Raw genomic sequence first — 26460 nt, 5'->3', positions numbered from 1 at the left:
ACATCCTTTGCAAACGAGATAATTTGGTTGTGTACAGGCTAACGGGCTATAGAAGCCGGCTCATAGCCAGAAGTTCAGCTTTTTTCAGGCTGATTTCACGAAATTTTCACAAGCCAAAGCTTCGCACAACTCCAGGATGTTTCCAAAGTGTCGGTAGGATATTTCTTAGGTGGCACAGATCGCCGCTGGTCCAGAACTGTGCAGGTGCAGGTTCGCCATCGGCCAGCAGGTCGCGCTCACCCAGCAAGCGCTTGAGCTGGCGCGCCACGGCGGCGCCGGTATCAATGAGGATGATGCTGGGGGGCAGCATCTGCGCCAGGAGTGGCTTGAGGAAGGGATAATGAGTGCAACCCAGGATGATGGTGTCGCAACCGGCGCTAAGCAGCGGCTCGATATAGCCTTGCAGCAGGGTGTGCAGGGCGGGGCTGTTGAGGTCGCCGGCTTCAATCAGCTCCACCAGGCCCGGGCACGGCTGGGTAATCACCCGCACATCGGTGGCAAAACGGTCGAGCAAGGCGGCGAACTTGGCGCTTTGCAGTGTGCCGGTGGTGGCGAGCACACCCACCACGCCACTGCGCGTGGCCGCGGCAGCAGGTTTGACCGCAGGCTCCATGCCTACCAGCGGCCAGTCGGGGTAGTCCTGGCGCAAATCGGCCACCGCGGCGACCGTCGCCGTGTTGCAGGCAATCACAAAGGCCTTGGCGCCCCGTTCGCGGAAAAACTCAGCAACGGACCTGGAACGCTCAAGAATGAACGCCGGCGTTTTCTCGCCATAAGGGATATGCCCGCAGTCCGCCACATACAGCAGTGACTCGTGGGGTAATAATTGCTGGATTTCTTCCAGCACGGTCAGGCCGCCGATGCCGGAATCGAACACACCAATAGGCGCGCCCTTAACCATGCTGTGTCCCGCAGACGCTGCAGCCTGGGTCGCGCTTGACGCGCAACTCGCGAAAACGCGTGGTCAGCGCATCGATCAACAACAGGCGCCCTACCAACGGCTCACCAAAACCGGCCAGCAGCTTCAAGGCTTCCAGCGCTTGCAGGCTGCCAACGACCCCCACCAACGGCCCGACTACGCCGGCTTCGCTGCAGGTCAGCTCAGTGTCGCTGCCGTGTCCATACAAACAGTGGTAACACGGGCTGTCGGCGCGACGGGGGTCGAATACCGACAACTGCCCCTCAAGGCGAATGGCCGCGCCACTGACCAGCGGTTTGCCGGCGGCGACGCAGGCCGCGTTAACCGCCTCGCGGGTAGAGAAGTTGTCGCTGCAATCGAGCACCAGGTCTACTGCGTTGACCGCAGCGGCCAGCGAGTCGGCATCCAGCGCAGCACGATGGGCGACCAGGGTGACTTCAGGGTTGATCGCCCTCAGGCGCCCCATGGCCGAATCGACCTTGGCCTGCCCCACGCTGTCGGTGTCATGGATGATCTGGCGTTGCAGGTTGGTCAAATCGACCGTATCGAAATCCGCCAGGTGCAACTCACCCACACCGGCCGCGGCCAGGTAAAGCGCCACCGGAGCGCCCAGGCCACCCAGGCCGACGATCAACGCGCGGCTCTGTTTAAGGCGTAACTGGCCGTCGATGTCGACATGCTGCAACAGAATCTGCCGGCTGTAACGCAACAGCTCCTGGTCGGTCAGCACGGGCGGCGCCCCAAGGTGATGCGTTCGTGACCGCCGAGGTCGATGCGGCTGTGTACGCTGTCAAAGCCTTGGTTGAGTAACAAATCGCGCACGGCCTGGGCCTGGTCGTAACCGTGTTCAAGCAACAGCCAGCCCCCGTCGTTCAGGTGGGCAGGAGACTCTTGGGTAATCAGGCGCAAATCATCCAGGCCATCGTGCCCCGCCACCAGCGCACTGGCCGGTTCGAAGCGCACATCGCCGGCCACCAGATGCGGGTCATTGTCGGCAATATAGGGCGGGTTGCTGATGATCAGGTCGAAACGGTGGCCTTGCAGGGCGCTGAACCAATGGCTGTTGAGCACCGTGGCGTTATTGAGGTGCAGGCGTTGACGATTGCGCTCGGCCAGGGCCACGGCCTCCAGCACACGGTCGACCGCCGTGACCTGCCAGGCCGGGCGTTCGCTGGCCAAGGCCAAGGCAATGGCGCCGCTGCCGGTGCCCAGGTCCAGGACCTGGGCGGGCGTAGCGGGCAGCAATTCCAGGGCAGCTTCCACCAGCAATTCGGTTTCCGGGCGCGGGATCAGGGTGTGCGGTGCTACTTCCAGGTCGAGTTTCCAGAAGCCTTGCTGGCCGAGGATATAGGCCACCGGCTCGCCGCTGCGGCGGCGCTGCAGGTAGCCGGAAAAGGTCAGGGCGTCTTCGCTGCTGACGATCTTTTCCGGCCAGGTATGCAGGTAGCTGCGCGATTTGCCCAGGGCAGCGGCCAGCAGCAACTCCACGTCCAGGCGCGCCGTCGGCGAGTCGGGCAGGTCAGCGGCGCGCAGCAGGCTGGCAATGATGGTCATTTAGTCACCTATCGCGGCCAGTTGATCGGCCTGGTATTCGGCGAGCAACGGCTCGATCACCGCATCCACGCCACCGGCGAGAATTTCGTCGAGGGAGTACAGGGTGAGGTTGACCCGATGGTCGGTAACCCGGCCCTGGGCAAAGTTGTAGGTGCGGATACGCTCGGAGCGGTCGCCGGAGCCCACCAGCAGCTTGCGTTCGCTGGCAATTGCGTTGGCCGCGGCGCTGGTCTGCTGGTCGTTCAACTTGGCCGACAACCAGGACATGGCCCGCGCACGGTTCTTGTGCTGGGAACGTTCTTCCTGGCACTCCACCACAATGCCCGACGGCAAGTGAGTGATACGGATCGCCGAGTCGGTCTTGTTAACGTGCTGGCCCCCCGCGCCGGATGAGCGGTAAGTGTCGACGCGCAAGTCCGCCGGGTTGATCTCGATGGCTTCCTGTTCGTCCGGCTCAGGCAACACCGCGACGGTACACGCCGAGGTGTGGATGCGGCCCTGGGATTCCGTCGCCGGCACTCGCTGCACACGATGAGCACCAGACTCGAACTTCAGCTTGCCGTAGACGTTGTCGCCTTCAACCCGGGCGATGACTTCTTTATAGCCGCCATGCTCGCCCTCGTTCTCGGAGAGGATCTCCACGCGCCAGCCGCGACGCTCGGCATAGCGCGAATACATGCGAAACAGGTCGCCGGAGAAAATCGCCGCCTCGTCGCCACCGGTGCCGGCGCGGATTTCGAGGAAGACGTTGCGCCCGTCGTTAGGGTCCTTGGGCAGCAACATGCGCTGCAGGTCACCCTCAAGCTCTGCGAGCTTTTCCTTGGCTTCGCGGACTTCTTCCACGGCCATTTCGCGCATGTCCGGGTCGCTGTCCTTGAGCAGGGCCTGGGCACCTTCGAGATCGGCCTGGACTTTAAGCAGGTGTTTATAAGTGGTCACAATCGGCTCAACTTCGGCGTATTCCTTGGAATAGGCACGGAATTTGGTCTGATCGGAAATGACCTCGCCATCGCCGAGCAAGGCGGTCAGTTCTTCGAAACGGTCCTGGAGCACGTCCAGTTTATTGAGCAGTGACGCTTTCATTGCGGTTTTTTATCCGAAGAGCTGTCTGACGCGCCCTCACCGAGGGCAAAGAGTTCCTGGGCCATGGCCAGCGCATCGAGGCGGCCTTCGGCGGTAAGCTTTTTCAACTGGACGCTGGGAGCGTGGAGCAGTTTGTTGGTCAGGCCACGGGCCAATTGCATCAGCACCTCTTCGGCGCCGCTGCCGTTGGCCAGCATTCGCTGGGCCTTGAGCAACTCTTCATCACGCAGGCGTTCACCCTGCTGACGATACGCCTTGAGCACATCCACTGCCGCCAGTTCACGCAGGCGCACCATGAAATCTTCGGCGCCGGTGCTGACCATTTCCTCGGCGGCCTGGGCGGCACCCTGACGGCTCTTGAGGTTTTCAGCGACGACTTCGTGCAGATCATCGACGCTATAGAGGTAAACGTCGTCCAACTCGCCGACTTCGGGTTCGATATCCCGCGGAACGGCGATATCTACCATGAAGATCGGTTTGTGCTTGCGCAGCTTCAACGCGCTCTCGACCGCGCCCTTGCCGAGAATCGGCAATTGGCTGGCGGTAGAACTGATGACGATATCACTGCGCACCAGTTCAGCGGGAATGTCCGACAGCAGCACCGCATGGGCGCCGAACTGCTCGGCTAGAATGCTGGCGCGCTCCAGGGTGCGGTTGGCGACCACGATACGCTTCACGCCCAGGTCGTGCAGGTGACGGGCCACCAGGGTGATGGTTTCGCCGGCACCGATCAGCAGGGCCTGGCTGCGCTGCAAGTCGCTGAAAATCTGCTTCGCCAGGCTCACGGCAGCGAAGGCCACGGACACTGGGTTCTCGCCGATAGCCGTGTCGGTGCGTACTTGCTTGGCGGAATTGAAGGTGGCCTGGAACAGGCGGCCCAGCAAAGGGCCGACGGTGCCGGCCTCACGGGCGACGGCGTAGGCGGACTTCATCTGGCCGAGAATCTGCGGTTCACCCAACACCAGCGAGTCGAGACCGGCCGCCACGCGCATCATGTGACGAACTGCCGCATCCTCTTCATGCACATAAGCGCTGGCGCGCAGGTCATCGAGGCTCAAATGGTGATAATCAGCCAGCCAGCGCAGCACCACATCCGCCGAGAGATGTTCCTGCTCTATATAGAGCTCGCTGCGATTGCAGGTCGAAAGGATCGCAGCTTCGCGGCTGTCGGTAAGCCGGCAGAGCTGCTGCAGGGCCTCAACCAACTGCTCTGGCGTAAACGCCACGCGCTCGCGCACGTCTACGGAGGCAGTCTTGTGGTTAATACCGAGTGCGAGGAAGGCCATTCAATATCGCTGATGATGTCGGGAAGCCGACAATTGTCCTACTTCGAAAGATCCAGAACAACCACCGTCGTCTATTGTCCCTATACCTTATGCCTATCAATGCACTTTTGTAGGAGCGAGCTTGCTCGCGAAAATCGTCAACGATAACGCGGTAAGCCTGGCGCCCAGCGGCGCTCTCAGGTTTTTTCGCGAGCAAGCTCGCTCCCATTACAAAGGAAAGGCAAAAGGCAGCGATAGTCGTATTCCGAGTGCCCCGGTTATGTTTGGCCGAAGGCTTGTGTCATGATGATCCGACCGCAGGTTAGTCGTCCTCTTCCTATATGAATAGATCTTCCGCGTTGCTCCTCGCTTTTGTCTTCCTCAGCGGCTGCCAGGCCATGGCACCCGTGTCGCCGGACGCTACGTCGCCGGTGGAAGACAGCACTCCCGCCCCTGAAAAACCCAAGGTTTATTCCTCGTTCAGTGAAGAAACGATCTACAGCCTGCTGACCGCTGAACTGGCCGGCCAGCGCAATCGGTTCGATATTGCGCTGGATAACTACGTGACCCAGGCCATCAATACCCAGGACCCGGGGATTTCCGAGCGAGCGTTTCGCATCGCCGAATACCTGGGCGCCGACCAGGCTGCGCTGGACACCTCGCTGATCTGGGCAAAAAACGCTCCGGATGATCTGGAAGCCCAACGCGCCGCGGCCGTGCAACTGGCGCGTGCCGGGCGCTATGACGACTCCATGGTCTATATGGAGAAGGTTCTGCAGGGCAAGGGTGACACACATTTTGACTTTCTTGCGCTATCGGCCGCCGACACCGACCAGGACACGCGCAATGGCCTGATGAAGAGTTTCGATCGCCTGCTGCAAAAGCACCCGAAGAACAGCCAGTTGATTTTCGGCAAGGCCCTGCTGCTGCAACAGGACGATGAAGCCGACGCGGCGCTCAAGCTGCTGGAGCAGAACCCGCCGGAAGAAGGTGAAATCGCGCCGATCCTGTTGCGTGCACGCCTGCTGCAAAGCCTTAACCGCGGCAACGAAGCGATTCCGCTGCTGGAAAAAAGCATCAAGAAATACCCAGGCGACAAGCGCCTGCTCCTGACCTATGCACGCATGCTGGTTGAGCAGGACCGTATGGAAGACGCCAAAGTACAGTTCGCCAACCTGGTCCAGCAATACCCGGACGACGACGAACTGCGTTATTCCCTGGCACTGGTGTGCCTGGAAGCCAAGGCCTGGGACGAGGCCAAGGGCTACCTGCAAGAGCTGATCGAACGTGACAGCCACGTGGACTCGGCGCACCTGAACCTGGGCCGCATCGCTGAAGAGCGCAACGACCCGCAGGCGGCCCTGCTTGAATATGCCCAGGTCGGCCCCGGCAATGATTATCTGCCAGCGCAGTTGCGCCAGGCCGACATCCTGATGAGCAACGGCCGCACCGACGAAGCGGAAAAACGCCTGGCCGCGGCCCGCGATGCCGAACCGGACTACGCCATCCAGCTGTACCTGATCCAGGCCGAGACCTTATCGGCCAACAAACAGGGCGAACGCGCCTGGAAACTACTGCAACAGGCGTTGCTGCAATACCCAGACGATTTGAACCTGCTGTACACCCGCGCCATGCAGGCGGAAAAACGCAATGACCTGGCGCAGCTGGAAAAAGACCTGCGCCTGATCATCAAGCGTGACCCGGACAACGCCATGGCCCTTAACGCCCTGGGCTACACCTTGTCGGACCGCACCACGCGCTACGCCGAAGCCAAGGCGCTGATCGAACAAGCCCACCAGCTCAATCCGCAAGACCCGGCCGTGCTCGACAGCCTGGGCTGGGTGAATTACCGCCTGGGCAACCTAGACGAGGCCGAGCGCTTGCTGCGCCAGGCACTGGAGCGTTTCCCGGACCAGGAAGTTGCCGCACACCTGGGCGAAGTGCTCTGGGCCAATGGCAAGCAGCGCGAAGCCCGACAAATCTGGGAAAAATTCCTCAAGGAACAACCCGACAGCCCCATCCTGCGCAGCACCATCAAGCGCCTGACCGGATCCGAGACCCTTTAAGCTTATGTTCTTGCGCCACGTTATCGTTTTCAGTTTCATCGCCCTGCTCGCCGGTTGCGCGGGCATCGGCAGCCGTGAATCCGTTGAAGGCCAGGGCAACCCGGCACAATGGAAACAACACAAGGACCAGCTCAGCAGCATTGATGGCTGGCAGATCGAGGGCAAGGTCGGGGTGCGTGCGCCGAAAGACTCTGGCAGCGGCACCCTGTTCTGGCTGCAGCGCCAGGACTATTACGACATTCGCCTCTCGGGCCCCCTGGGCCGTGGCGCGGCCCGACTGACTGGCCGGCCAGGGCAAGTGAGCCTGGAAGTGGCCAACCAGGGCCGCTACGAGGCAACCTCCCCGGAAGAACTGCTGGAGCAGCAGATTGGCTGGAAGTTGCCCGTCTCGCATCTGGTCTGGTGGGTGCGCGGCCTGCCGGCACCTGACAGCAAGAGCCGTCTGAGCCTCAATGGCGACAGCCGCCTCGCCACCCTGGAGCAGGATGGCTGGCAGGTCGAATATTTGAGCTACGTGGAACAAAGCGGCTACTGGCTCCCAGAACGTATCAAGCTGCATGGCACCGACCTTGACGTCACACTGGTGATCAAGGACTGGCAACCGCGCAAGCTGGGGCAATAACGTGTCCGCACAAAAATTGACCCTGCCCTCCCCGGCCAAGCTCAACCTGATGCTGCACATCCTCGGTCGCCGTGAAGATGGCTACCACGAGTTGCAGACGCTGTTTCAGTTTCTCGACTACGGCGATGAGCTGACCTTTGCCGTGCGTGACGATGGCGTGATCCAGTTGCACACCGAATTCGACAATGTGCCCCACGACAGCAATCTGATTGTGCGGGCGGCCAAAAAACTTCAGGAGCAATCCGGCTGCACACTTGGCATTGATATCTGGATCGACAAAATCCTGCCCATGGGCGGCGGCATCGGTGGCGGCAGCTCAAATGCCGCCACCACCTTGTTGGGCCTCAATCACTTATGGCAACTGGGCTGGGACCACGATCGCCTTGCTGCGCTGGGCCTCACGCTGGGCGCCGACGTCCCGGTTTTCGTGCGTGGGCACGCCGCATTTGCTGAAGGCGTCGGGGAGAAACTCACCCCTGTAGAGCCCGAAGAGCCTTGGTATGTCGTGCTGGTGCCGCAAGTATCTGTAAGTACAGCAGAAATTTTTTCAGATCCGTTGTTGACACGTAACTCTTCTCCCATTAAAGTGCGCCCCGTTCCCAAGGGAAACAGTCGAAATGACTGCTTACCGGTTGTAGCAAGGCGTTATCCAGAGGTACGTAAGGCTTTGAATTTGTTAGGTAAATTTACCGAAGCAAAATTAACCGGAACTGGAAGTTGTGTGTTTGGGGGCTTCCCAAGCAAAGCTGAAGCTGATAAAGTCTCGGCCCTTCTTACAGAGACCCTTACAGGGTTTGTAGCAAAAGGAAGCAACGTTTCGATGTTGCATCGCAAGCTGCAAAGTCTGCTCTAAAAGGAACCGAGTGTTAGGCACTCGTTGCAACAGATACAGGGGCGTCGCCAAGCGGTAAGGCAGCAGGTTTTGATCCTGCCATGCGTTGGTTCGAATCCAGCCGCCCCTGCCATTTTCTAATACTCATCCAGGTTACCCTCAGCCTCTAGGTACTGCGCGTGTCCAAGATGATGGTCTTTACGGGGAATGCCAACCCCGATCTGGCTCGACGTGTCGTACGTCAGCTGCATATCCCTCTCGGTGACATCTCTGTCGGTAAATTCTCCGACGGCGAAATTACAGCCGAGATCAATGAAAATGTCCGCGGTAAAGACGTCTTCATTATTCAGCCGACCTGCGCTCCGACCAACGATAACCTGATGGAACTCGTCGTGATGGCTGATGCCTTCCGCCGCTCCTCAGCGACTCGAATCACAGCTGTAATCCCTTACTTTGGTTATGCCCGTCAGGATCGCCGTCCGCGCTCCGCACGTGTAGCTATCAGCGCGAAAGTCGTTGCTGACATGCTGACCGTGGTAGGTATCGACCGTGTGCTCACGGTTGACCTGCACGCTGACCAAATCCAGGGGTTCTTCGATATTCCAGTAGATAACATCTACGGCTCCCCCGTCCTGGTGGATGACATCGAAGACCAGCGCTTTGAAAACCTGATGATCGTGTCCCCGGACATTGGTGGCGTCGTGCGTGCACGGGCTGTTGCCAAATCCCTGGGCGTGGACCTCGGGATCATCGACAAACGCCGTGAGAAAGCCAATCACTCTGAAGTGATGCATATCATCGGTGATGTCGAAGGGCGCACCTGTATTCTGGTTGATGACATGGTCGACACCGCCGGCACCCTGTGCCACGCGGCAAAAGCCTTGAAAGAGCACGGTGCAGCAAAAGTCTTCGCCTACTGCACACACCCTGTGCTGTCGGGCCGAGCGATCGAGAACATCGAGAACTCTGTGCTGGACGAACTGGTGGTGACCAACACCATCCCGTTGTCCGCCGCAGCTCAAGCCTGTGCACGTATCCGCCAACTGGATATTGCACCGGTCGTTGCCGAAGCGGTTCGCCGCATCAGCAATGAAGAATCGATCAGCGCGATGTTCCGTTAAGGGTCAAACCAACGGATCACCTCACTGACGAAAAGCGCCCCGCCCCAGCATTCCGCTGGGGCGGGGCTTTTTTGCCCATATCGAGTTCGGCGCTGGTCGCAAACGCCCCTCGATGATGGCTATTTTGGAGATACAACATGAACGAATTTACTCTGAACGCCCAAGCGCGTACTGACCTGGGGAAAGGTGCGAGCCGCCGCCTGCGTCACGCCGCCAACATCCCAGCCGTTGTCTACGGTGGTAACAAGCCTGCTGAATCCGTGACCATCCTGGCCAAGGAAATCGCCAAGCTGTTCGAAAACGAAGCTGCCTACAGCCACGTTATCGAGCTGAACGTCGACGGCGCCAAGCAGAACGTCATCGTTAAAGCGATGCAGCGTCACCCTTCCAAGCAGTTCATCATGCACGCTGACTTCGTTCGCGTTGTAGCTGGCCAGAAACTGACCGCCATTGTGCCTGTGCACTTTGTGGGTGAAGAAGCTCCGGTCAAGAAAGGCGGCGAGATCTCTCACGTCCTGAACGAAATCGAAGTGACCTGCCTGCCGAAAGACCTGCCTGAGTTCATCGAAGTCGACCTGTCGGCTCTGGAAATCGGCGCCATCGTTCACCTGTCCGACCTCAAGGCCCCTAAAGGCGTTGAGTTTGTTGCACTGGCTCACGGTGATGACAAAGCTGTTGCCAACGTTCACGCTCCACGCGTTGCTCCAGAAGAAGCTGAAGAAGGCGCTGCAGAGTAATTCACTCTGTATTGCCGGAGCTTGAGGAAACATCGCGGACCGAAACGTAGCGAGAAAGCGGGCGATAACGCGGCGTTTACTCTTGAGTAAATGATGTAGTGTCGTCCACTTTCGCCGCACCTGGGTATGGCGATGTTATCCACAACTCCAAAGGAAGGGCCCCTGTCGTGACTGCCATTAAACTGATCGTTGGCCTGGGAAATCCAGGCGCCGAATACGAACAGACCCGGCATAACGCGGGGGCCCTTTTTGTTGAGCGTATCGCCCACGCCCTAGGCATCAATCTGGTGGCCGATCGCAAATATTTTGGCCTGACCGGGCGCTTCTCGCATCAGGGTCAGGATGTTCGTCTGTTGATTCCCACCACCTACATGAACCGCAGCGGCCAGGCTGTCGCGGCGCTTGCGGGCTTCTTCCGGATCAAACCCGAAGAAATCCTGGTGGCCCATGACGAACTGGACCTGCCACCCGGCGTAGCCAAGCTCAAGCTCGGCGGCGGGCATGGTGGGCACAATGGCCTGCGTGACATCATCGCGCAGTTGGGCAATCAGAATAATTTTTACCGTCTGCGGCTCGGCATTGGCCACCCAGGCGTTGCCAGTATGGTTTCAAATTTCGTCCTGGGTCGTGCGCCACGCGCCGAACAGGAAAAACTCGATGCCAGCATCGATTTTGCCCTCGGCGTGCTGCCGGATATCTTCGCCGGTGAATGGAACCGTGCGATGAAAAACCTGCACAGCCAGAAGGCTTGACTCTTATCCGAGGGGAAACACCATGGGATTCAATTGCGGCATCGTCGGCCTGCCCAACGTCGGCAAGTCCACCCTGTTCAACGCCCTGACCAAGTCCGGTATTGCGGCGGAGAACTTCCCCTTCTGCACCATCGAACCCAACAGCGGCATCGTGCCGATGCCGGACCCGCGTCTTGACGCGCTGGCGGCCATCGTCAATCCCAAGCGCATCCTGCCGACCACCATGGAGTTCGTCGACATCGCGGGCCTCGTCGCCGGCGCCTCGAAAGGTGAAGGCCTGGGCAACAAGTTCCTGGCCAACATCCGCGAAACCGATGCCATCGCCCACGTGGTCCGCTGCTTTGAAGACGAGAACGTGATTCACGTCTCCAACAGCGTCGACCCCAAGCGCGACATCGAGATCATCGACCTGGAACTGATCTTCGCCGACCTCGACAGCTGCGAGAAGCAACTGCAGAAAGTCGCGCGTAACGCCAAGGGCGGCGACAAGGATGCAGTGGTCCAGAAGGGCCTGCTGGAGCAATTGATCGCGCACTTCACCGAAGGCAAGCCGGCGCGCAGCCTGATGAAGAACATGGGCGCAGACGAGAAGGCCGTGATCAAGGGCTTCCACCTGCTGACCACCAAGCCTGTGATGTACATCGCCAACGTTGCCGAAGACGGCTTCGAGAACAACCCGCTGCTCGACGTGGTCAAGGCCATTGCCGACGAAGAAGGTGCCATCGTTGTTCCAGTGTGCAACAAAATCGAAGCGGAGATCGCCGAGCTCGATGACGGCGAAGAAAAGGACATGTTCCTCGAGGCCCTGGGCCTGGAAGAGCCTGGCCTGAACCGCGTGATCCGCGCCGGCTACGAAATGCTCAACCTGCAGACCTACTTCACCGCCGGTGTCGAAGAAGTCCGCGCCTGGACCGTCAAGGTCGGCGCTACCGCGCCACAGGCTGCTGGCGTGATCCACACCGACTTTGAAAAAGGCTTTATCCGCGCCGAAGTGATCGCCTACAACGACTTCATCCAGTACAAGGGTGAAGCCGGTACCAAGGAAGCCGGTAAATGGCGCCTGGAAGGCAAGGATTACATTGTCAAAGATGGCGATGTGATGCACTTCCGTTTCAACGTGTAAGCGTTAGCTGAACCTCTGCCCGATACAAAAAACCGACGCATTGCGTCGGTTTTTTATTGCCTCCTGTTTCTACCTGCCACGCAACTAAAAGCCCCACACATAGAAAACTTAATCATTCATAACCTATGATCGATTTAAACGATGAATCTTTCAACCCTTAAGTCTTCTCCTACACTAAATATCCAACAACCAACAAGAATGCGCTTGAACAACACAGCGCCCTGACAGTTAATATTTGACACGCTCTCGCGCAGTATTCTCATACTAACAAGCACGATGACATCTTTGATTATTTGCGCTCTACTGGCCGTACGCCAACAGCGTTCTATCAACAGTGAAGTGATAGCGATAGTGGAGCACCCTGACTATGTCAGCCTCTTACAAGACAACAAATGAGACATTCTTCCCCTCTGTTGAAACCTTGGATATCGAGCGCACGCTCAAGAGTACTGCAGCGCTCGATATCGATATTTTGTTATTGGGAGAGACGGGTACTGGCAAGGATACCCTGGCCCAACGGATCCATCGTTTGTCGGGGCGACGAGGTCATTTTGTCGCAGTGAACTGCGCCGCCATCCCGGAAAGCCTCGCAGAGAGCCAACTGTTCGGCGTCAACAGCGGCGCCTATACAGGAGCAGTGCAATCACGTGCAGGTTTTATCGAAACCGCACACCTGGGCACCTTGTATCTGGATGAAATCGACAGCATGCCGCTTTCCATGCAGGCCAAACTGCTACGTGTGCTGGAATCACGGGGCGTCGAACGCCTGGGCTCAACCCGGTTTATCCCGGTAGACATGCGAGTCATCGCCTCTGCGCAGCAATCGCTGCATGAGATGGTCGAGCAGGGAAAGTTCAGGCGCGACCTGTATTTTCGACTGAACGTCGTAAATATCAATCTGCCTGCGCTGCGCAACCGCCTTGACCGAATCGTCCCGTTGTTCCTGAACATGATTCAAGAGGAAGCCGAGCACTATAAGTGTCTCGCCCCAAACCCTTGCAGCGAGCTAGTCCAACAGTTGCTGTGCCATCCTTGGCTGGGGAATGTGCGTGAGCTGCGCTCAACTGCCAAACGTTTCGTGCTGGGGCTGGCGCCATTATCAAGCTCACCCTCGAACGTTACAAACAAACCAACCAACCTGAAAGAACGCCTGCAACAAATCGAGAAAGCGCTGATTGAAGAGTCGTTGCGTCGTCATACCTACTGTGTGGACGAGGTGGCTGTAGAGTTGGGCATGGCGAAGAGAACGCTTTACTACCGAATGAAACAACTAGATATACAGTAGCCCGCTGCTCAGCCGACAGGCACCGAAGACATTTCCAGACACACCCTTTAAGTAAAAGCTGGAACCATATTCGAGCCTGAACCACACAAGGATGAGCCTGATATATTTAGTGCCTTTCGGAAGCAACAATATTGCAACTACAAATCAAGGCTCAAACGTCATTTCTTAGATAGCGGAGTATCACTATGAGTATTTCTGGCATTAACCAGCAAACCTATCGTCCCCCGGTCAGCGCCGGCGAAAACGCAGACCTCAAGGCAGAAAGGAAACAAATTCTTCGCGATTCCATGAAAGAAAGCAATGAGGCGTTCAAGATCAGTGAGCAGAAAAAGAACAACGACCAGCTGCGTTAAATAGCTTTACCGCCCTTTGTCATCAAAGGGCGGGTTTCTCCCAAGAGGTCTATATGCAAATAGAAGAAGTCGACGTATTACGCGAATATCAAAACGGCCTTACAGCCCACCGGCCCCCTACCCAACCTACGCACCACGGCGAAGATGTGAGCTTTTTCAGCTCGTTATTGGCCCCCTCGATGCAACGGGTTACCGCCACGCCATCCTCGAACGCACTGACCGACGCTTTGCAGTATTTGGACAAGGCTAAAAGTGGTATGAGTCGAGGCCTCAAGGACTTCAACAATGAGTTCAAAGAAAAAAATCGGCTCAACTACACCCCCAATCTTTCAGACTCCATTCTACTGACCCAAACCCTGGTGAAGTGCGTCGGCAAGGGCGCGCAATGCCTAGAAAAAGTCAGCAACCTGCAGTAGGAAAAAAATGATCCGTTTTCTATCCTTCGGATTAGTTTTCTCGCTGACGCTGATACTGGGCGGCTGCGGCGAAAGTGTCGAACTGCATCGCCAGCTCTCCGAGCAGGATGCCAATGAGGTCATCGCGGAACTGGCTGACAAACACATACGCGCACAAAAAGTGCCTGCCAAGGACGGCGTCGTGGTGCGTGTCAATGCAGCCGATATCAGCCGCGCCGTTCGCACACTGGAAGCGGTCGGATTGCCCAAGGTCGCCCGTGCCACGATGGGGGACACCTTCCGCAAGGAGGGCGTCATCTCTACGCCACTGGAAGAGCGTGCCCGGTATATCTATGCCCTGTCCCAGGAGTTGGAGGCGACGCTGTCAAAAATCGATGGCGTCATCGTCGCTCGTGTGCACGTAGTGCTGCCCGAACGCGTGGCTCCCGGTGAGCCCGTGCAACCCGCCTCCGCCTCGGTGTTCATCAAGCATGACCCGCGACTGGAGCCCGACAGCATCCGGGCGCGCGTACGCAGGATGGTATCCAGTAGTATTCCCGGCATGACCACTGCACTGGATAACGCACAGAAGCTCACGGTGGTTTTTGTGCCGGCAGCGGCTTACCAAGAGCAACAACGCCTGAGCTATTTCGGTCCTTTCCTGGTCCCCGAGGAAGACATAGGTTTTTGGCGTACCACTATCAGCTTGTTGGTTATCGGCGCGATACTGACACTCGTCGCTGCGCTGTTCTGGCGCATACGAGGCCAACGATCGAGGCAGGAACCTGTCGCCCCTGCGCCTCTACCGAATGAGTGATCATCTGGCCTGGGCCCAATGGTGGGCCAGCCCGTGGCAGTTTTCGCACCCGGACGCGACCAGCGCTCACGCCTATCACGCATTACCCGCCTTGTGCCGCAGCCAACCCGCGCTGGCGTGTGCCGCGTTGGGCATCGAGCCGTGCCTGCCTCCCCCTCCCTGTGCAACGGTGCTTGGTCTGGCCCTGGCTTCACGGGAGCAGTTCGATCTGGCGATAGCACTACTGGAGCTTACGTGCCATCCCAACCTCGACAGCCCCTTGTACGATGAACACCGCAAATGGTGTGAGCGCCTTGCCAAGGCGCTGCACCCTGACGCCCTGTTGCAGCCAGAGGATGATTCACTGCACTTGCTGAGGGCCTGGGTCGAGCCTGCTGTCTGGCAACGTCTTCGGCTGCGCTTGCCCCCTGGCCGGGTGCAGGCACTTGAAACCACACACCTGCCACTCGACGACGCCCATGGCCGGCTCAATACGCTGTGGCAGGCGATTGTCTGGCGTATCGACGCAACGGGCAGCGAAACAACTCGTCGTTAACTGCAACAAGCCAGAGCATTGTCTATGTTGACCCTACGCAAAATCGAATTGCACAACGGTGTTTCCGGGCAGCCAAACGTATTGATTTCCCGGGAAATGCTCGCCGATTGCTTTCAGTCCGCGCAGTTGCTAGATAGCGCACGGGCCCAAGCTGAAGAGCTGCTGCGCCAGGCGGCTGAGCATCGTGAAGAAATGCTTGAGCAGGCCCGTCTCGACTTCTGGTCACGCGCCCACGCGCAACTCAGCGCGTGGGAGCGCCAACGCAAGGCGATGTGTGACAACCTCGAACACTACGCAACATCCATCGCCAACCGAGCCTTCCACTGCCTGTTGGAAGAAGTGCCTCCCCCAAAGCGCCTTTCGGCATTGGTCAAACAGTTGGTAGCAACGCAAATTCCACCGATGAAGGCAACCTTGGTTTGCCACCCGCTCGAGCATGAGCAGATAGCCCAAGCCTTGGCCCGGCTGGGCTCTACACCTTGGAAGCTTCGCCCCGATGACCAGGTCAAACCTCAATCGCTGCTACTGGAAACAGATGAAGGCGATTTTCGTATCGACTGGGCCTCGATGCGAAAAATTTTGTTTACAAGCGAATAGGGACATAGCGATAGAGACAGGCGATATCTTTGAAAAAACTCTCTGTCGATGGAACTGATGGCAAACAACCCGCCACACAGTTCAGACACATCTGGAGTAAAAATCATGGACTTTTACGGAAACCTGAAAAACCATCTATTGAAGCAAGTTCAGACTGATATCAAGCGAGTGAATACTGCCTATAAAGATCCGGAAGCGCTCGATGCAGATATCGATTACTTCAGCAACCTCATGAAACAACAGAAGCTCTCTGTCATCGCGTTCAACGAACACACGCGCTCCAGGCATACACTGCTCAAAACAGCGCTGGATGGCGTGCAATAAGTTGCAAGCACTCCTTGCCGGTTGGCTGAATGGCCACGAAGAGCAGCTCACCTTGTTTGAGAGCGACGACGAAATCATCTTTCAACGCGTTTCGAACAGACTGCTGGTAAAGGTCCAGTTGACCCAGGCGGGCGAAGACAAAGCCCAACTGCGTACCTGGATGCGCCTGGGAGGCCCCAGCCTGAGCTATTTTCACGGTGCAGTTGCATTGGCGCCGACCACCGGTGCGCTTTGGCTTATTCAATGCGTGGAGAGGGGGCACGGCGAAGAGCTGGCGAAGTGTCTCGAGTCCCTCCTCAACCAACGCGACACCTGGCGCGCCATGGTCGCGCGCCAGGCGCGGCCTGTACGCACATTCATACCCACGTCGCTGCGCTCGACACCGCACTAACCAGAGACTTTCCCATGCCTGATAAAAACGACAAGCACAAACGCTTGCGCCCTCACGTACCTGCTTTTACTCACCGCGCCGCCTGGTGTTGGCTCATTATGCTGCCTGGGTGGCTGCTACCACTGGATAGCGCGCTGGCCGCAATCCCTCCTGAGTGGAAGAACACGGCCTACGCTTATGAAGCCCAGCACAAGCCAGTGCGCGAAGTGCTGGAGGACTTTGCCCAGACATTTGGTACTCAGCTCCAGGTCGAGGGCCTGCTCGAAGGTAACGTCAACGGCAAGATACGCGCAAATACGCCGCAATCATTGCTCGACCGGTTGGGGGTCGAACACCGTTTCCAATGGTATATGTATAACAACACCCTCTATATCAGCACTCTGGACCAGCAAGAATCCGCGCGCCTGGAAGTCTCCTCCGAGACCATCGCGGACCTCAAACAAGCGCTGACCGATATAGGCTTGCTCGACAGTCGTTTCGGCTGGGGCGAGTTGCCGGAAGACGGTGTTGTGCTGGTCTCCGGCCCGAAGGTTTATATCGAACAGATCAAGCGCTTCAGCAGCCAGCGCCGTGCTACGGATGAAAAACAGAGCGTGTTGAGCTATCCACTGAAATTCGCCAGCGCGGCGGATCGCCAAATGGAATACCGCAACGAAAAAATCATCATCCCCGGTGTAGCCACCATGCTACGAGGGCTCCTGGAACCGCGCTCACCCTCAACGTCTTCGGCGCAGTCTCAACGCTCCATCACCCAGCCCCCGTTCATCACTCCGGTGGTTCCACGCTTGAGCAACCCGTTGCTGGGGCAAATGCTCGGCTCCACGGCGACAACCGGATTGAACGACTCGACCGATACGGGCATGTCAATCACCCGGCGTGCCCCCCTCAGCCCTGCCCGTATCCGCGTCGAAGCCGACTTGCGCAATAACGCCATCCTGATTTATGACGTGCCGGAACGGCAGGCAATGTACCGCGAACTGATCACCCAGCTCGACGTGGCACGCAAACTGGTGGAAATCGATGCCATCATCCTCGACATCGAGCGCACGCAGCTGCGCGAATTCGGGGTGAGATGGGGCTTTCAGAACAGTCGCTTCAGTGGCGCAGCCAACATGATTTCCGGCAACGCTCAACTGACCATTGAAAACCGCGGTCGTTTCGACGCGGAGATACGCGCGCTGGAAGCCAAGGGCCTGGCAACCATGGTGTCCAATCCGTCAGTCCTGACACTGGAAAACCAGCCAGCGGTAATTGATTTCAACCGGACCCAATACCTGACTCGCGGTCGGCAGAACGCTACGATTTTACCGATCACCGTGGGTACCAGCTTCCAGGTCGTGCCCCGCGTCATCACGAGCCGTGGTGGCCATCAGATCCAGCTGTTGGTAGATATCGAGGACGGTAACTTCGAAGAGGCCAACCCTACTCCCGGCAGCTTCGATGTACGCCGAGGCAAAGTCAGCACCCAAGCCATCATGGCCGAAAAACGCTCGCTCGTGGTCGGTGGTTTCCACGTCACCGAAAGCACCGACAAGCACAGCAAGGTACCCCTGCTGGGGGATATTCCGCTATTGGGCAAGGCGTTGTTTTCCTCGACTGAACGACAGAACAATCGGCGCGAACGTCTATTCATCCTCACGCCACGCGTTATCGGCGACCAGACCGACCCGTCACGCTACCTGCCCCAGGCAGACCAGGTCGAATTGCAAGCCGCTCTCACCCCCCTGGCAAGGCGCTATGACCCTCACCAGCCAGTGATCAAGCGCAGCGACATTATCAGTACCCTGGCGCACCTGGTCACCGGGCAAGTGCCCAAAGCCTTCAAGGTAGCGCCGATGCCCATGGGGCTGAACACCTTGTGCAGTACCCGCAACTTGCTGGCGCTGAACACCGAGCGCAGCCAGTGGTACGCCGGCCCGCAGTACAACGTAGCCGTGGTGGTGTTGCGCAACCAGTTCAATCGCAATGTGCGTATCGACGAAAAGGAATGCAGTACTTCGCAAACCCTGGCCGTGAGTGTCTGGCCCCGCGCCTGGCTCAAGCCGGGCGAGGAAGCAGAGGTGTTTATCGCCATGCGCCCGGTGGTCAAGGATGAACACATCAGCGTGCCCCGTCCCTCCCTGATCACGCCAACCCAAAAGGCCAAGCCATGAAACATCGCTCGCTGTACGTCACCCTGATCGGCGCGGCGCTGCTCGTCGCCGGTTGTACACCCACCTGCAAGGGCGACTCCTGCTCACGTCCGCAATCGTCCAAGGACAAGCTGGTGATTTGGTGGCCTTCACAAACGCGCGTCGAACCCGGCCCTGCCGGAGAACGTCCGGACTATCAGACGGTGTCGCTGGAACGATGAGCACCCAAGGAACCCCGGCCGATGAACGCCAGGTCTTCCTCGACAGCCTGGTGGGCGGCTCTGCCGCCCACCTGACGCTTGGCCCGGGGGTAACAGCCAGCAGCATGCAAGCCGGAACCCGTCAGGGTCTGGCCCTGCACGTGGCTCGCGAGGCGCTGCAAGCTTCACAATTGCAGAACGCGCTGGAGCGGCGTTTCGAGCAAGCCGTGGCATTCGATGGCTGCTTTATCTACATTGACACACAGGACGCGCTGGTGATCTGGCATGCACTGCCCCCACAGCCCAACCTGCTCGACAGGCTCCTCAGCCGAATGTTGTCGTTGGCCAACCTTGAAACCCTGGATGCGCGTACCCGGCGCTGATCAACGCAGATCAAGCTCCGGCAATTCCAGGGTTTCACGCTTGGCCTCATCATCAAGCTCGCGCAGGGTGCGGTAGATCAATGCCACGGCCTGCAGGGTTTCACGAGGAATTGTCGCCCCCAGCTTATTCGTATACAGCGTACGGGCCAGCCACACGCACTGGATCACCGGTACATCAGCCGCTTTGGCGCGAGCGATCAAGGCACGGGCGTCATCATCAGTCCCTTTGCTCACCAGCAGGGGCAGCGGCGTTTTGCCGGAGCGGTAATACAAGGCCACGGCAAAGTGCGTCGGGTTGACCACCAGCATATCGGACTCCTCCAGCTTGGGCAGCTTGACCTTCGGCTCCTCCTGGGCCAATTGCTGCGCCAGGGCGCGGCGCTGCCCCTTCACGTGGGGATCGCCCTCCATGTCCTTGTACTCTTTCACGACCTCGACCTGGGTCATGCGCATGCGCTTGGCAAAGAAGTATTTCTGCATCGCCAGGTCGATAAGCGTCAGCACGAGCAATAACCCAAGACAGGCATGCAGCAGATAGCGGAACAGGGCGATCAATCCCAGGATGTAGCTTTGCAGATCGCTGGTGGCCATATTGATCAACGCCCCCAGGGAAGGCCAGATCACCACGTACAGGATCAGGCCCAGCAGTGTTGCCTTGACGATGCTCATCAACAGGTTCATTACCGACTGGGCAGAAAACATTTGCTTGAGTTGGCTGAGCGGGTTGAGACGATTGAAGTCGAGCTTCAAGGCGTCCGGTGCGAACAGAATCCCGAACTGCATCCAACTGCTGACCAGCTTCGTGATAATCGCCACCGCGGCCATCAACAGGGCGAAGGAGAAAAACAACATCAAACCTTCGACCATCACTTCTTCCAGCGCCTGCGGAAAAGGCAAGGACAGACGCGTGATCGGCAGCAGCATCAACTGCTGGAAACGTTGCAGGCTGCTCTCGGCGGTGAACAAGGCGATTTCGCTGATGGCTGTCAGCACCAGTAGCTTACCCACATCCTGGCTTTGGGCGACTTGGCCTTTCTTACGCTGATCACGCAGCTTCTTGGCTGATGCGGGGTGCTTCTTTTCCCCCGAATCACTCATGACAGCGAGACCTTGAAAAACACACCCAGGGAGTGCTTGAGGTCTTTAAGCAAGCCCATGCGCCCGACGATCAGGTCCTGCAGCAACGCAAAATACAACAACAGCACACCGATACCCGCCAAGCTCTTGAGGGGCGGCGCCAGCGTACTCACTTGCAATTGCTGACTGTAGACCCCCAGCAGCGCGATGCCGAACTCCAGCAACAGCAGCACTGCAATAAAGGGGGCAGCGTAGAGCATCATGTGCGTGAAGGTATCGCCAAGCAGGCCGACAAATACATCGAACCCATCGGCAGCGGGCAGTGGAAACCACACCGTCGGTGGCCAGAGCAGATAGCTGTCCCAGATCACCTGCGTCAACGCCCCAAGGCCCATACTGGCCATCAGCAAAAAAATCGCCAATTGCTTGAACAGATGCCCGGCCGGTGTCGCGTCTGGCCCAAGCGAGGGGTTGAGCTGACCACCGGCCAAAGCGCCCCGCTGGTTATCCAGCAACGCCCCGACCGACTCGAACAGCCAGAACGGCATCGACAGCAACACGCCCAGCAATAACCCCAGGGCCAACTCTTTGAGGACCAGCCCTGCGAGCATCAGCGCCGAGTGTTCCTGGCCCTCCAGCATGACATGAATGGCAGGTGCAGGCAGCAGCGCCATGACCACCACAATGGTGTGCCGCAGCATGCCGCGTATATGTTGAAAACAGAATGCCGCCACGAGGAAAGCGCAGGGGTAGATACGCGCCATGGCGACGAGCAGGGTGGGCAAATACTCAAGATATAACAGCACAGGCAGACCTCAGTGCAGGGCCGATCGACCGATCATGTCAAAGGTCAAGTTCATCAACTGGATCAACTCCACACCGATCCAGCGACCGGTCATGATCAGGGTGATCCCCACTGCCACCAGCTTGATACCGAAGGGCAACGTCTGGTCCTGTACCTGCATCAGCGCCTGCACCAGGGAGGTCATGACCCCCACCACCACCGCCACGATCAGCGGCGGCGCCGTCAGCATGACTACCAGCAACATGCCCTGTTTGAACAGTACGATGGGTTCCATAGGTCACTCAGAGATAGGAAAAGAACAGGCTGTCGAGCAACCGCGACCAACCGGAGACCATCACGAACAAGAGCAATTTGAGCGGCAGGGAAATGGTCATGGGCGAGACCATTTGCATACCCAGCGCCAAGAGGAGATTGGAAACAATCAAGTCAATCACGATGAAAGGGATATAGATCAGGAAGCCGATTTCGAACCCCGCCTGCAACTGTGACAGCACAAAGGCCGGCGCCAGCAGGATCAGGTCCTCACGTTGGACCTCCTGCGCCATCTGAGCTGGCCACATGCGCATGGCATTTTCCAACAGGTGGGTAAGAATATCCGGGTCACTGTTGCGCAGCATGAAGGTGCGCAATGGTTTGATCGCCTCCATTCCCGTCTGTTGGAGTGCGCCTACGCTGGTCAGGTCCAGGGGCGACACCTTGACGATCTCGGCCATCTCATAGCCTACAGGCGCCATGATGAACAGGGTTGCCGCCAGGGCAATACCATTGATGGCCATGCCCGGAGGCACCTGCTGCACACCGATGGCATTGCGGGTGATCATCAGCACAATCACAATCTTCAGGAACGCCGTGCAGACGACCAACAGCATGGGCATCAACGACAATGCCCCAAGAAATATTGCCAGGACTACCGGATCTATTCCCTGGAAACTATTCATCGAGAAAAGATCACGCGAGACATCTGCAGCCCCAGCCGCCCGTCCACTTCAACCAACTGGCCCAGGCCGAGGGGGCGGTCGCCGTAGTAGAGGCCGGCAGTGCCGGGGGCATAGCCGGCGACCCCCAACACCGCGCCGGGCGCAAGGTTGCGTAACTCGCCGAGGGTCAGGTTCAGCGTACCGCACCGTACATTGAGCGCCATGCTCAGCTCGTCGAATGGTTCATGCCCGAACACATCCATCACCGCTGTTTCATCCTCATGCTCTGAGTAGGGCTGTGTTGCAAAATCCTCATCCACAAACATATCCTCGATAGAAGTAAGGGTCAGGCGCATCGGCCCGGATCCAGCGTCGATCCAGCCCACCAGGCGCTGTTTGCCAACCTGCACGTGGCCGGTTCCCGACGCACTGAAAAAGGCTTGTTCAAGTACCAGCACGTCACCAGGCCGCAAGCCGCGCAGCTGGTGCATGGACAACCGCAGGCGCCCAAGCGTTACGTCAACCGCCAGCCGAAACTGCGCCGGCATTGGCTCAGCCCTGGGCCGCCACGGCCCCGCCTTGCATAGCGCCAGAAAGCTCTCGACAGACAGCCACAGATAGCCCGCGACGCGAGAGGCGCCAAGCGTCACGCAGAGTCGACAACCAAAGTTCAAAGGACGAGTGCCTGGCAGCAAACGCAGGAAACCAAACAACGCCTGCACCTGAGGGCTCAGATGATGCTGGAACAACTCCCAGAACCAGGCGTCCGGATCGTTGCCGGCCTGCGCGAACGTCACCGGGCATTCACCCATCAAGCTGAACTGTGGTCCTGGCTCACTGAAGGCCAATACTCCACAGGCGGTTTCGAAGCAGAGCGGCTGGATGCCCACAGGGGCAGTACCAGGCTCCATTCTCAACTCGCCACTCGACCCAGCGACCTCGAACGGCATACACAACCCTTGCCCCAACCGCTGCCGGGCAACCGCAATATCGGTTTTGAATGTGGGAAATATCAGAGGTGGCAGCATCATGCCTACGTCGATTTTGTCAGATACAAACTGACGGGCTGGCGCAGGCTCTGCGCCAACCGTTGCTCACATTGTTGGCGTACACCACTGAGCCAGTGCACCGTATTGTCTTGCTCTGCGTGCAGTTCGACATTCCAGATCCCCTGCTCCCGGCGGATACTGGCGTTGATCCGCCCCAGGCGGCCCAGGTGAAAAACAGCCATCAACGGCCATTGCGAACCGACGAGCATTCGCGGCGCCAACTGCTCGGTCAGTGCCTCTATCATGGCGACATCGCCCGAGGCTTTGATTCCGTTCAGAGACGCTCCATATCCCCCGCTGTCCTGGCCCCCATCGTCAAACAACCGGGCGAACAATCGCCCTTGCTCCCAAGGCACCAGGGTACCGAATTCAGGTGCACGATCATCGCGAGACTCGCGCGGACGCTGACGTTCAGGCGGACTAACTGAAACCTGTTTCATATCGGCTCCTGCCTCAGTAACTCAGATAATTCGTGTATTTTTTCTACCTGGCGCAAGCACAAGGTGACGTGTTTCTGCGCCTGGCCGACCTGTGCAGCCCTCTCTTGCTGCTGCTCTTGGAGTTGCAACAATTGGCCTTCTTCACGCCGGGTACCCGCCGATAATTGCCGCTCCTTGGCACTCCAGTTTTTCAGCGCCTTGAACGTCACCACCTGCCCCTGGTGCTGACTCAACAGCTGCGCGCATTGCCGGGCCTCTTCCAGGCGGGTTTGCTCGAGGATTTCCTGCGCCTCCCGGATATGCGCGACCAGCGCTTGCTGCGCCCGTTTTGCCTCACGCAGTGCACGCTCGGCGCGGTCAGCACGGTGTCGGCGCAAACGTCGCAGGGTATCGATTTCACCCGGTAACACTTCAGAATGGGACATGGGCGGTCAGCTCAGCCAATTGATCCATGGTGGCGGCAAGCGGCGAAGGTTCGCGCAAATCCTGGCGCAGAAAGCCATCTACCGCCTGCCGACTGTCTACTGCCAGGTCGGTGAGTGCATCGTTGCCGGGCTGATATTCCCCCAACTTGAGCATCAGCTCGATCTGCTGGTAAGCCGACAGCAAGCGTCGTAGCGCCGTGCCGGCACGGATATGCGCGGGCTCGGCAACATTGCTTAGAATCCGCGAAAGGCTGGCCAGGACATCGACCGCCGGGTAATGGCCACGCTCGGCCAGCTTGCGCGACAGGACGATATGACCGTCGAGCAGAGAGCGCACCTCATCCGCTACCGGATCGTTCATGGAGTCCTGTTCGATCAGCACTGTATAGATGGCCGTGATCACGCCTTCACGGGTCAAGCCGGCACGCTCCACCAGACGTGGCAGCAAACTGTAGACCGACGGCGGCAGACCACCGCGCCCCAAGGGTTCACCGGCAGCCAGGCCGATTTCACGCTGGGCCCTGGCAAAACGGGTCAGAGAGTCGATCAGCAACAGCACCCGCTGGCCCTTACGCCGGAAACCTTCGGCCAGCGCAGTTGCCGTGAACGCGGCACGCGCGCGCTCCATGCTTGAGCGGTCGGAGGTTGCACACACCAACACGGCCTTGGCACGCAACTGCTCATCCAGTTCATGATCGAGAAACTCGCGCAGTTCCCGGCCCCGCTCCCCGATGAGACCGAATACGATCACATCGCACTCCACGTTACGGGCGATTTCGGCCAACAAGGTGGTCTTGCCACAACCGGCTCCGGCAAACAGCCCGACACGCTGGCCCTCCCCCAGGGTCATCAGGCCATCAATCGAGCGCACCCCCGTAGCCAGTGCGCGGTTGATCCGCGGCCGTTCGGTAGGAAGAGGCGCCTCGCATAACACTGTGGTCGCCCCAGGGGTGTCCGCTTCCACGAACGCGCTCACCCCATCGCCCGCAATCGGGCGGCCAAAACCATCCAGCACCTGTCCCAACAACTCATCACCGACCCGAACCTGATGCGGAACCCCCAACCGCTCGACGCTGGCGCCTACACGCACACCTTCAAGATTGCCCAGGGCACTGAGCACCGCATCGCGCTGATCGAACCCGATGATCTCGGCGAGCATGTAGTCGCCCGGCGCTTTTTCGACTTGGCATAGGTCACCAATACGGGCCTGCGGCAATCGGCATTGCAACAGCATGCCGTTCACGCGCTGAATACGACCGAGCATTGTCACCGGTGCGAAGCTGTTCAACGCCTGTGACTGGTTCAGTTGCCAGGCGTCCAGACGCTCCTGCAGCGACCCCGTCACCAGCCCACCTCATAACGTTGCTCACCGTCAAAAACCACTTTGCTGTTATCGATCAAAACCAGGCGCAGGCCATCCACTTCGTCACCGACGAATAAGCGGGTTCCTTCTTCCAGCACCACGTGGCCATTCGGACCGCCCACTATCTGCAAGATCTTGAACGGTAACCTGCCTTCGCGTACCCGTACGCGACTGATCACCGGCACCACAGTGTCGAATTGCTCGGCAAAACGGTCGAGCATGCGCGCAATCAGTTCCACTTCATCCTGGGAAACAACACCATTGAGGGCAATCTGACCATTGACGATCTGTAAGCTGACACGCTGGAGCAATTCGCGCTCGTTGAGCATCTTCATGAGTTGCTGGCGCACCTCAGCGGGTGAGTCCAACCCAGGTTTCTGAATGACCGCCGGCATCAGCGATGCCTGGGCCTCACGCTCACCGCTGAAGATAATGCCGACCGCAGCGATGATCACGGCGCATAGCAGAACCAGGCTGACCAAGCGTTTTTGCTGCAACAAGGGAATAGAAGACAGCGTCAGCGGCAATGGCGCCTGGGGCAAGGGCTCCGTTGCCGGCCGGGGCGGCTTGAGCACCGATGCCTGCCGCCAAGGATGATCGGCAGGACAGACACACAAGCTGACGGAGCCAATCATAAACGGCGTGTTGAGTGCCAGATCACCGATCTGCGCCAACATTTGCCCATCGCCGTTTTTCAGCAGCCCCGCTTCAGCCTGCACCGACCAGCGCCCTTCGAGCAATAGCAGGCGCGCGTGGTGCTCGGCGATACCTGGATCATCCAGCAGGAGATCAGCGTCCGCGTTGGCGCCAAGGCTCCACTGCTCACCAAACAGAGGCAGCGCGGCCCCTTGATGCAAACCATCCAACACTCGGAGTTCGAACATCAGTACGTCCCCCC

Annotated in this window: 32 protein-coding genes and 1 tRNA gene; 19 read left to right on the top strand and 14 right to left on the bottom strand. The window is 58.6% G+C overall.

Annotated elements, in window-relative coordinates:
- Positions 1-106: 106 nt before the first annotated feature.
- The 5 genes from murI to hemA are packed head-to-tail and all read right to left on the bottom strand — an operon-like array spanning position 107 to position 4842.
- Positions 107-901: a glutamate racemase gene (gene murI, locus BUE92_RS12100; protein WP_073523899.1), complete on the bottom strand. Its 795-nt coding sequence runs from the start codon at positions 899-901 to the stop codon at positions 107-109.
- Positions 894-1649, bottom strand: a complete 756-nt coding sequence (locus tag BUE92_RS12095) for a molybdopterin-synthase adenylyltransferase MoeB (RefSeq protein WP_073523897.1) — start codon at positions 1647-1649, stop codon at positions 894-896. The genes murI and BUE92_RS12095 overlap by 8 nt, the downstream gene beginning before the upstream one ends.
- Complete coding sequence (prmC, locus tag BUE92_RS12090) at positions 1643-2473, bottom strand: peptide chain release factor N(5)-glutamine methyltransferase (RefSeq protein ID WP_073523895.1); 831 nt, start codon at positions 2471-2473, stop codon at positions 1643-1645. The genes BUE92_RS12095 and prmC overlap by 7 nt, the downstream gene beginning before the upstream one ends.
- Complete coding sequence (gene prfA, locus BUE92_RS12085; protein WP_073523894.1) at positions 2474-3556, bottom strand: peptide chain release factor 1; 1083 nt, start codon at positions 3554-3556, stop codon at positions 2474-2476. It lies immediately after the preceding gene.
- On the bottom strand, positions 3553-4842 hold the full coding sequence (hemA, locus tag BUE92_RS12080) for a glutamyl-tRNA reductase (RefSeq protein WP_003188356.1): 1290 nt from the start codon (positions 4840-4842) through the stop codon (positions 3553-3555). Before hemA ends, prfA begins: the two co-directional genes overlap by 4 nt.
- Positions 4843-5162: 320 nt before the next feature.
- On the opposite strand from hemA, the gene BUE92_RS12075 reads away from it, so the two are divergent.
- From BUE92_RS12075 to BUE92_RS11985, 19 genes are all read left to right on the top strand, one after another.
- On the top strand, positions 5163-6887 hold the full coding sequence (locus BUE92_RS12075) for a tetratricopeptide repeat protein (RefSeq protein ID WP_073523893.1): 1725 nt from the start codon (positions 5163-5165) through the stop codon (positions 6885-6887).
- Positions 6888-6891: 4 nt separating this feature from the next.
- Positions 6892-7509: a lipoprotein insertase outer membrane protein LolB gene (gene lolB, locus BUE92_RS12070; protein ID WP_032893661.1), complete on the top strand. Its 618-nt coding sequence runs from the start codon at positions 6892-6894 to the stop codon at positions 7507-7509.
- Positions 7510-7558: 49 nt separating this feature from the next.
- On the top strand, positions 7559-8362 hold the full coding sequence (ispE, locus tag BUE92_RS12065; protein WP_256673960.1) for a 4-(cytidine 5'-diphospho)-2-C-methyl-D-erythritol kinase: 804 nt from the start codon (positions 7559-7561) through the stop codon (positions 8360-8362).
- A gap of 37 nt (positions 8363-8399) precedes the next feature.
- Positions 8400-8474 (top strand) — tRNA-Gln (locus BUE92_RS12060).
- A 46-nt stretch (positions 8475-8520) separates the two neighbouring features.
- Complete coding sequence (locus tag BUE92_RS12055; protein ID WP_003171603.1) at positions 8521-9462, top strand: ribose-phosphate pyrophosphokinase; 942 nt, start codon at positions 8521-8523, stop codon at positions 9460-9462.
- A gap of 137 nt (positions 9463-9599) precedes the next feature.
- Complete coding sequence (locus BUE92_RS12050) at positions 9600-10199, top strand: 50S ribosomal protein L25/general stress protein Ctc (RefSeq protein ID WP_003188351.1); 600 nt, start codon at positions 9600-9602, stop codon at positions 10197-10199.
- A 167-nt stretch (positions 10200-10366) separates the two neighbouring features.
- Positions 10367-10951, top strand: a complete 585-nt coding sequence (gene pth / locus BUE92_RS12045) for an aminoacyl-tRNA hydrolase (protein ID WP_073523891.1) — start codon at positions 10367-10369, stop codon at positions 10949-10951.
- 22 nt (positions 10952-10973) lie between these two features.
- Positions 10974-12074 carry a redox-regulated ATPase YchF gene (ychF, locus tag BUE92_RS12040; RefSeq protein ID WP_073523890.1) on the top strand — a complete coding sequence of 367 codons (1101 nt, stop codon included), beginning with the start codon at positions 10974-10976 and terminating at the stop codon, positions 12072-12074.
- A gap of 367 nt (positions 12075-12441) precedes the next feature.
- Positions 12442-13359 (top strand): sigma 54-interacting transcriptional regulator, encoded by a 918-nt coding sequence (locus BUE92_RS12035; RefSeq protein WP_073523888.1) that lies wholly within the window; start codon positions 12442-12444, stop codon positions 13357-13359.
- Positions 13360-13544: 185 nt separating this feature from the next.
- Positions 13545-13712 (top strand): type III secretion effector protein, encoded by a 168-nt coding sequence (locus BUE92_RS12030; RefSeq protein WP_073523887.1) that lies wholly within the window; start codon positions 13545-13547, stop codon positions 13710-13712.
- 53 nt (positions 13713-13765) lie between these two features.
- Positions 13766-14128 carry a hypothetical protein gene (locus tag BUE92_RS28495; protein WP_073523886.1) on the top strand — a complete coding sequence of 121 codons (363 nt, stop codon included), beginning with the start codon at positions 13766-13768 and terminating at the stop codon, positions 14126-14128.
- Positions 14129-14135: 7 nt separating this feature from the next.
- A complete protein-coding gene (gene sctJ / locus BUE92_RS12020; protein ID WP_073523885.1) occupies positions 14136-14924 on the top strand; it encodes a type III secretion system inner membrane ring lipoprotein SctJ in 789 nt (262 codons plus the stop codon).
- On the top strand, positions 14917-15459 hold the full coding sequence (locus BUE92_RS12015) for a hypothetical protein (protein WP_073523884.1): 543 nt from the start codon (positions 14917-14919) through the stop codon (positions 15457-15459). The genes sctJ and BUE92_RS12015 overlap by 8 nt, the downstream gene beginning before the upstream one ends.
- Before the next feature lie 24 nt (positions 15460-15483).
- Positions 15484-16056 (top strand): type III secretion system stator protein SctL, encoded by a 573-nt coding sequence (sctL, locus tag BUE92_RS12010; protein ID WP_073523882.1) that lies wholly within the window; start codon positions 15484-15486, stop codon positions 16054-16056.
- Between the two features lie 105 nt (positions 16057-16161).
- Positions 16162-16380, top strand: a complete 219-nt coding sequence (locus BUE92_RS12005) for a hypothetical protein (protein WP_073523878.1) — start codon at positions 16162-16164, stop codon at positions 16378-16380.
- 1 nt (position 16381) lies between these two features.
- On the top strand, positions 16382-16771 hold the full coding sequence (locus BUE92_RS12000; RefSeq protein ID WP_073523874.1) for a type III secretion system chaperone: 390 nt from the start codon (positions 16382-16384) through the stop codon (positions 16769-16771).
- A 14-nt stretch (positions 16772-16785) separates the two neighbouring features.
- Positions 16786-18924, top strand: coding sequence for a type III secretion system outer membrane ring subunit SctC (gene sctC, locus BUE92_RS11995; protein WP_073523873.1), 2139 nt, complete (start codon positions 16786-16788; stop codon positions 18922-18924).
- Positions 18921-19124, top strand: a complete 204-nt coding sequence (hrpT, locus tag BUE92_RS11990; RefSeq protein ID WP_054897139.1) for an HrpT family type III secretion system protein — start codon at positions 18921-18923, stop codon at positions 19122-19124. The genes sctC and hrpT overlap by 4 nt, the downstream gene beginning before the upstream one ends.
- Positions 19121-19486, top strand: coding sequence for a transcriptional regulator (locus tag BUE92_RS11985; protein ID WP_073523872.1), 366 nt, complete (start codon positions 19121-19123; stop codon positions 19484-19486). The genes hrpT and BUE92_RS11985 overlap by 4 nt, the downstream gene beginning before the upstream one ends.
- Here the strand turns inward: BUE92_RS11985 and sctU are convergent, their stop codons facing one another.
- Genes sctU through BUE92_RS11940 form a run of 9 tightly spaced genes read right to left on the bottom strand, consistent with a single transcriptional unit; the run spans position 19487 to position 26446 of the window.
- Entirely contained in the window at positions 19487-20584 is a 1098-nt protein-coding gene (gene sctU / locus BUE92_RS11980; protein ID WP_073523871.1) for a type III secretion system export apparatus subunit SctU, read from the bottom strand.
- On the bottom strand, positions 20581-21369 hold the full coding sequence (sctT, locus tag BUE92_RS11975; RefSeq protein WP_073523870.1) for a type III secretion system export apparatus subunit SctT: 789 nt from the start codon (positions 21367-21369) through the stop codon (positions 20581-20583). The genes sctU and sctT overlap by 4 nt, the downstream gene beginning before the upstream one ends.
- Before the next feature lie 9 nt (positions 21370-21378).
- Entirely contained in the window at positions 21379-21642 is a 264-nt protein-coding gene (gene sctS / locus BUE92_RS11970; RefSeq protein WP_034128097.1) for a type III secretion system export apparatus subunit SctS, read from the bottom strand.
- Between the two features lie 7 nt (positions 21643-21649).
- The gene (gene sctR / locus BUE92_RS11965) at positions 21650-22306 is read right to left on the bottom strand and encodes a type III secretion system export apparatus subunit SctR (protein WP_034128098.1); all 657 of its coding nucleotides are present in this window, start codon (positions 22304-22306) and stop codon (positions 21650-21652) included.
- Positions 22303-23316, bottom strand: coding sequence for a FliM/FliN family flagellar motor switch protein (locus BUE92_RS11960; RefSeq protein ID WP_073523868.1), 1014 nt, complete (start codon positions 23314-23316; stop codon positions 22303-22305). The genes sctR and BUE92_RS11960 overlap by 4 nt, the downstream gene beginning before the upstream one ends.
- A 2-nt stretch (positions 23317-23318) precedes the next feature.
- Positions 23319-23774 carry a type III secretion system HrpP C-terminal domain-containing protein gene (locus tag BUE92_RS11955; RefSeq protein WP_073523867.1) on the bottom strand — a complete coding sequence of 152 codons (456 nt, stop codon included), beginning with the start codon at positions 23772-23774 and terminating at the stop codon, positions 23319-23321.
- Positions 23771-24199, bottom strand: coding sequence for a type III secretion system stalk subunit SctO (gene sctO / locus BUE92_RS11950; RefSeq protein WP_073523866.1), 429 nt, complete (start codon positions 24197-24199; stop codon positions 23771-23773). Before sctO ends, BUE92_RS11955 begins: the two co-directional genes overlap by 4 nt.
- Positions 24186-25544 (bottom strand): FliI/YscN family ATPase, encoded by a 1359-nt coding sequence (locus BUE92_RS11945; protein ID WP_073523865.1) that lies wholly within the window; start codon positions 25542-25544, stop codon positions 24186-24188. Before BUE92_RS11945 ends, sctO begins: the two co-directional genes overlap by 14 nt.
- Positions 25541-26446 (bottom strand): FHA domain-containing protein, encoded by a 906-nt coding sequence (locus BUE92_RS11940; RefSeq protein ID WP_073523864.1) that lies wholly within the window; start codon positions 26444-26446, stop codon positions 25541-25543. The genes BUE92_RS11945 and BUE92_RS11940 overlap by 4 nt, the downstream gene beginning before the upstream one ends.
- Positions 26447-26460: the final 14 nt, after the last annotated feature.

The sequence above is a fragment of the Pseudomonas fluorescens genome (assembly GCF_001902145.1).
GTDB classification, from domain to species: Bacteria; Pseudomonadota; Gammaproteobacteria; order Pseudomonadales; family Pseudomonadaceae; genus Aquipseudomonas; species Aquipseudomonas fluorescens_BV.
This window is presented reverse-complemented; position numbering and strand designations above follow the sequence as displayed.

Excerpts from the sequence above, each read along its gene's own strand:
- BUE92_RS12050 (WP_003188351.1), top strand. The coding sequence starts at position 9,600 with ATGAACGAATTTACTCTGAACGCCCAAGCGCGTACTGACCTGGGGAAA.
- BUE92_RS12005 (WP_073523878.1), top strand. The coding sequence starts at position 16,162 with ATGGACTTTTACGGAAACCTGAAAAACCATCTATTGAAGCAAGTTCAG.
- sctJ (WP_073523885.1), top strand. The coding sequence starts at position 14,136 with ATGATCCGTTTTCTATCCTTCGGATTAGTTTTCTCGCTGACGCTGATA.
- BUE92_RS12030 (WP_073523887.1), top strand. The coding sequence starts at position 13,545 with ATGAGTATTTCTGGCATTAACCAGCAAACCTATCGTCCCCCGGTCAGC.
- sctR (WP_034128098.1), bottom strand. The coding sequence starts at position 22,306 with ATGAATAGTTTCCAGGGAATAGATCCGGTAGTCCTGGCAATATTTCTT.
- ychF (WP_073523890.1), top strand. The coding sequence starts at position 10,974 with ATGGGATTCAATTGCGGCATCGTCGGCCTGCCCAACGTCGGCAAGTCC.
- sctO (WP_073523866.1), bottom strand. The coding sequence starts at position 24,199 with ATGTCCCATTCTGAAGTGTTACCGGGTGAAATCGATACCCTGCGACGT.
- hrpT (WP_054897139.1), top strand. The coding sequence starts at position 18,921 with ATGAAACATCGCTCGCTGTACGTCACCCTGATCGGCGCGGCGCTGCTC.
- BUE92_RS11955 (WP_073523867.1), bottom strand. The coding sequence starts at position 23,774 with ATGAAACAGGTTTCAGTTAGTCCGCCTGAACGTCAGCGTCCGCGCGAG.
- BUE92_RS11985 (WP_073523872.1), top strand. The coding sequence starts at position 19,121 with ATGAGCACCCAAGGAACCCCGGCCGATGAACGCCAGGTCTTCCTCGAC.
- murI (WP_073523899.1), bottom strand. The coding sequence starts at position 901 with ATGGTTAAGGGCGCGCCTATTGGTGTGTTCGATTCCGGCATCGGCGGC.
- sctU (WP_073523871.1), bottom strand. The coding sequence starts at position 20,584 with ATGAGTGATTCGGGGGAAAAGAAGCACCCCGCATCAGCCAAGAAGCTG.
- BUE92_RS11940 (WP_073523864.1), bottom strand. The coding sequence starts at position 26,446 with ATGTTCGAACTCCGAGTGTTGGATGGTTTGCATCAAGGGGCCGCGCTG.
- BUE92_RS28495 (WP_073523886.1), top strand. The coding sequence starts at position 13,766 with ATGCAAATAGAAGAAGTCGACGTATTACGCGAATATCAAAACGGCCTT.
- ispE (WP_256673960.1), top strand. The coding sequence starts at position 7,559 with ATGCTGCACATCCTCGGTCGCCGTGAAGATGGCTACCACGAGTTGCAG.
- BUE92_RS12075 (WP_073523893.1), top strand. The coding sequence starts at position 5,163 with ATGAATAGATCTTCCGCGTTGCTCCTCGCTTTTGTCTTCCTCAGCGGC.
- BUE92_RS12035 (WP_073523888.1), top strand. The coding sequence starts at position 12,442 with ATGTCAGCCTCTTACAAGACAACAAATGAGACATTCTTCCCCTCTGTT.
- sctC (WP_073523873.1), top strand. The coding sequence starts at position 16,786 with ATGCCTGATAAAAACGACAAGCACAAACGCTTGCGCCCTCACGTACCT.
- lolB (WP_032893661.1), top strand. The coding sequence starts at position 6,892 with ATGTTCTTGCGCCACGTTATCGTTTTCAGTTTCATCGCCCTGCTCGCC.
- sctS (WP_034128097.1), bottom strand. The coding sequence starts at position 21,642 with ATGGAACCCATCGTACTGTTCAAACAGGGCATGTTGCTGGTAGTCATG.
- BUE92_RS12015 (WP_073523884.1), top strand. The coding sequence starts at position 14,917 with ATGAGTGATCATCTGGCCTGGGCCCAATGGTGGGCCAGCCCGTGGCAG.
- sctL (WP_073523882.1), top strand. The coding sequence starts at position 15,484 with ATGTTGACCCTACGCAAAATCGAATTGCACAACGGTGTTTCCGGGCAG.
- hemA (WP_003188356.1), bottom strand. The coding sequence starts at position 4,842 with ATGGCCTTCCTCGCACTCGGTATTAACCACAAGACTGCCTCCGTAGAC.
- prmC (WP_073523895.1), bottom strand. The coding sequence starts at position 2,473 with ATGACCATCATTGCCAGCCTGCTGCGCGCCGCTGACCTGCCCGACTCG.
- prfA (WP_073523894.1), bottom strand. The coding sequence starts at position 3,556 with ATGAAAGCGTCACTGCTCAATAAACTGGACGTGCTCCAGGACCGTTTC.
- BUE92_RS11960 (WP_073523868.1), bottom strand. The coding sequence starts at position 23,316 with ATGATGCTGCCACCTCTGATATTTCCCACATTCAAAACCGATATTGCG.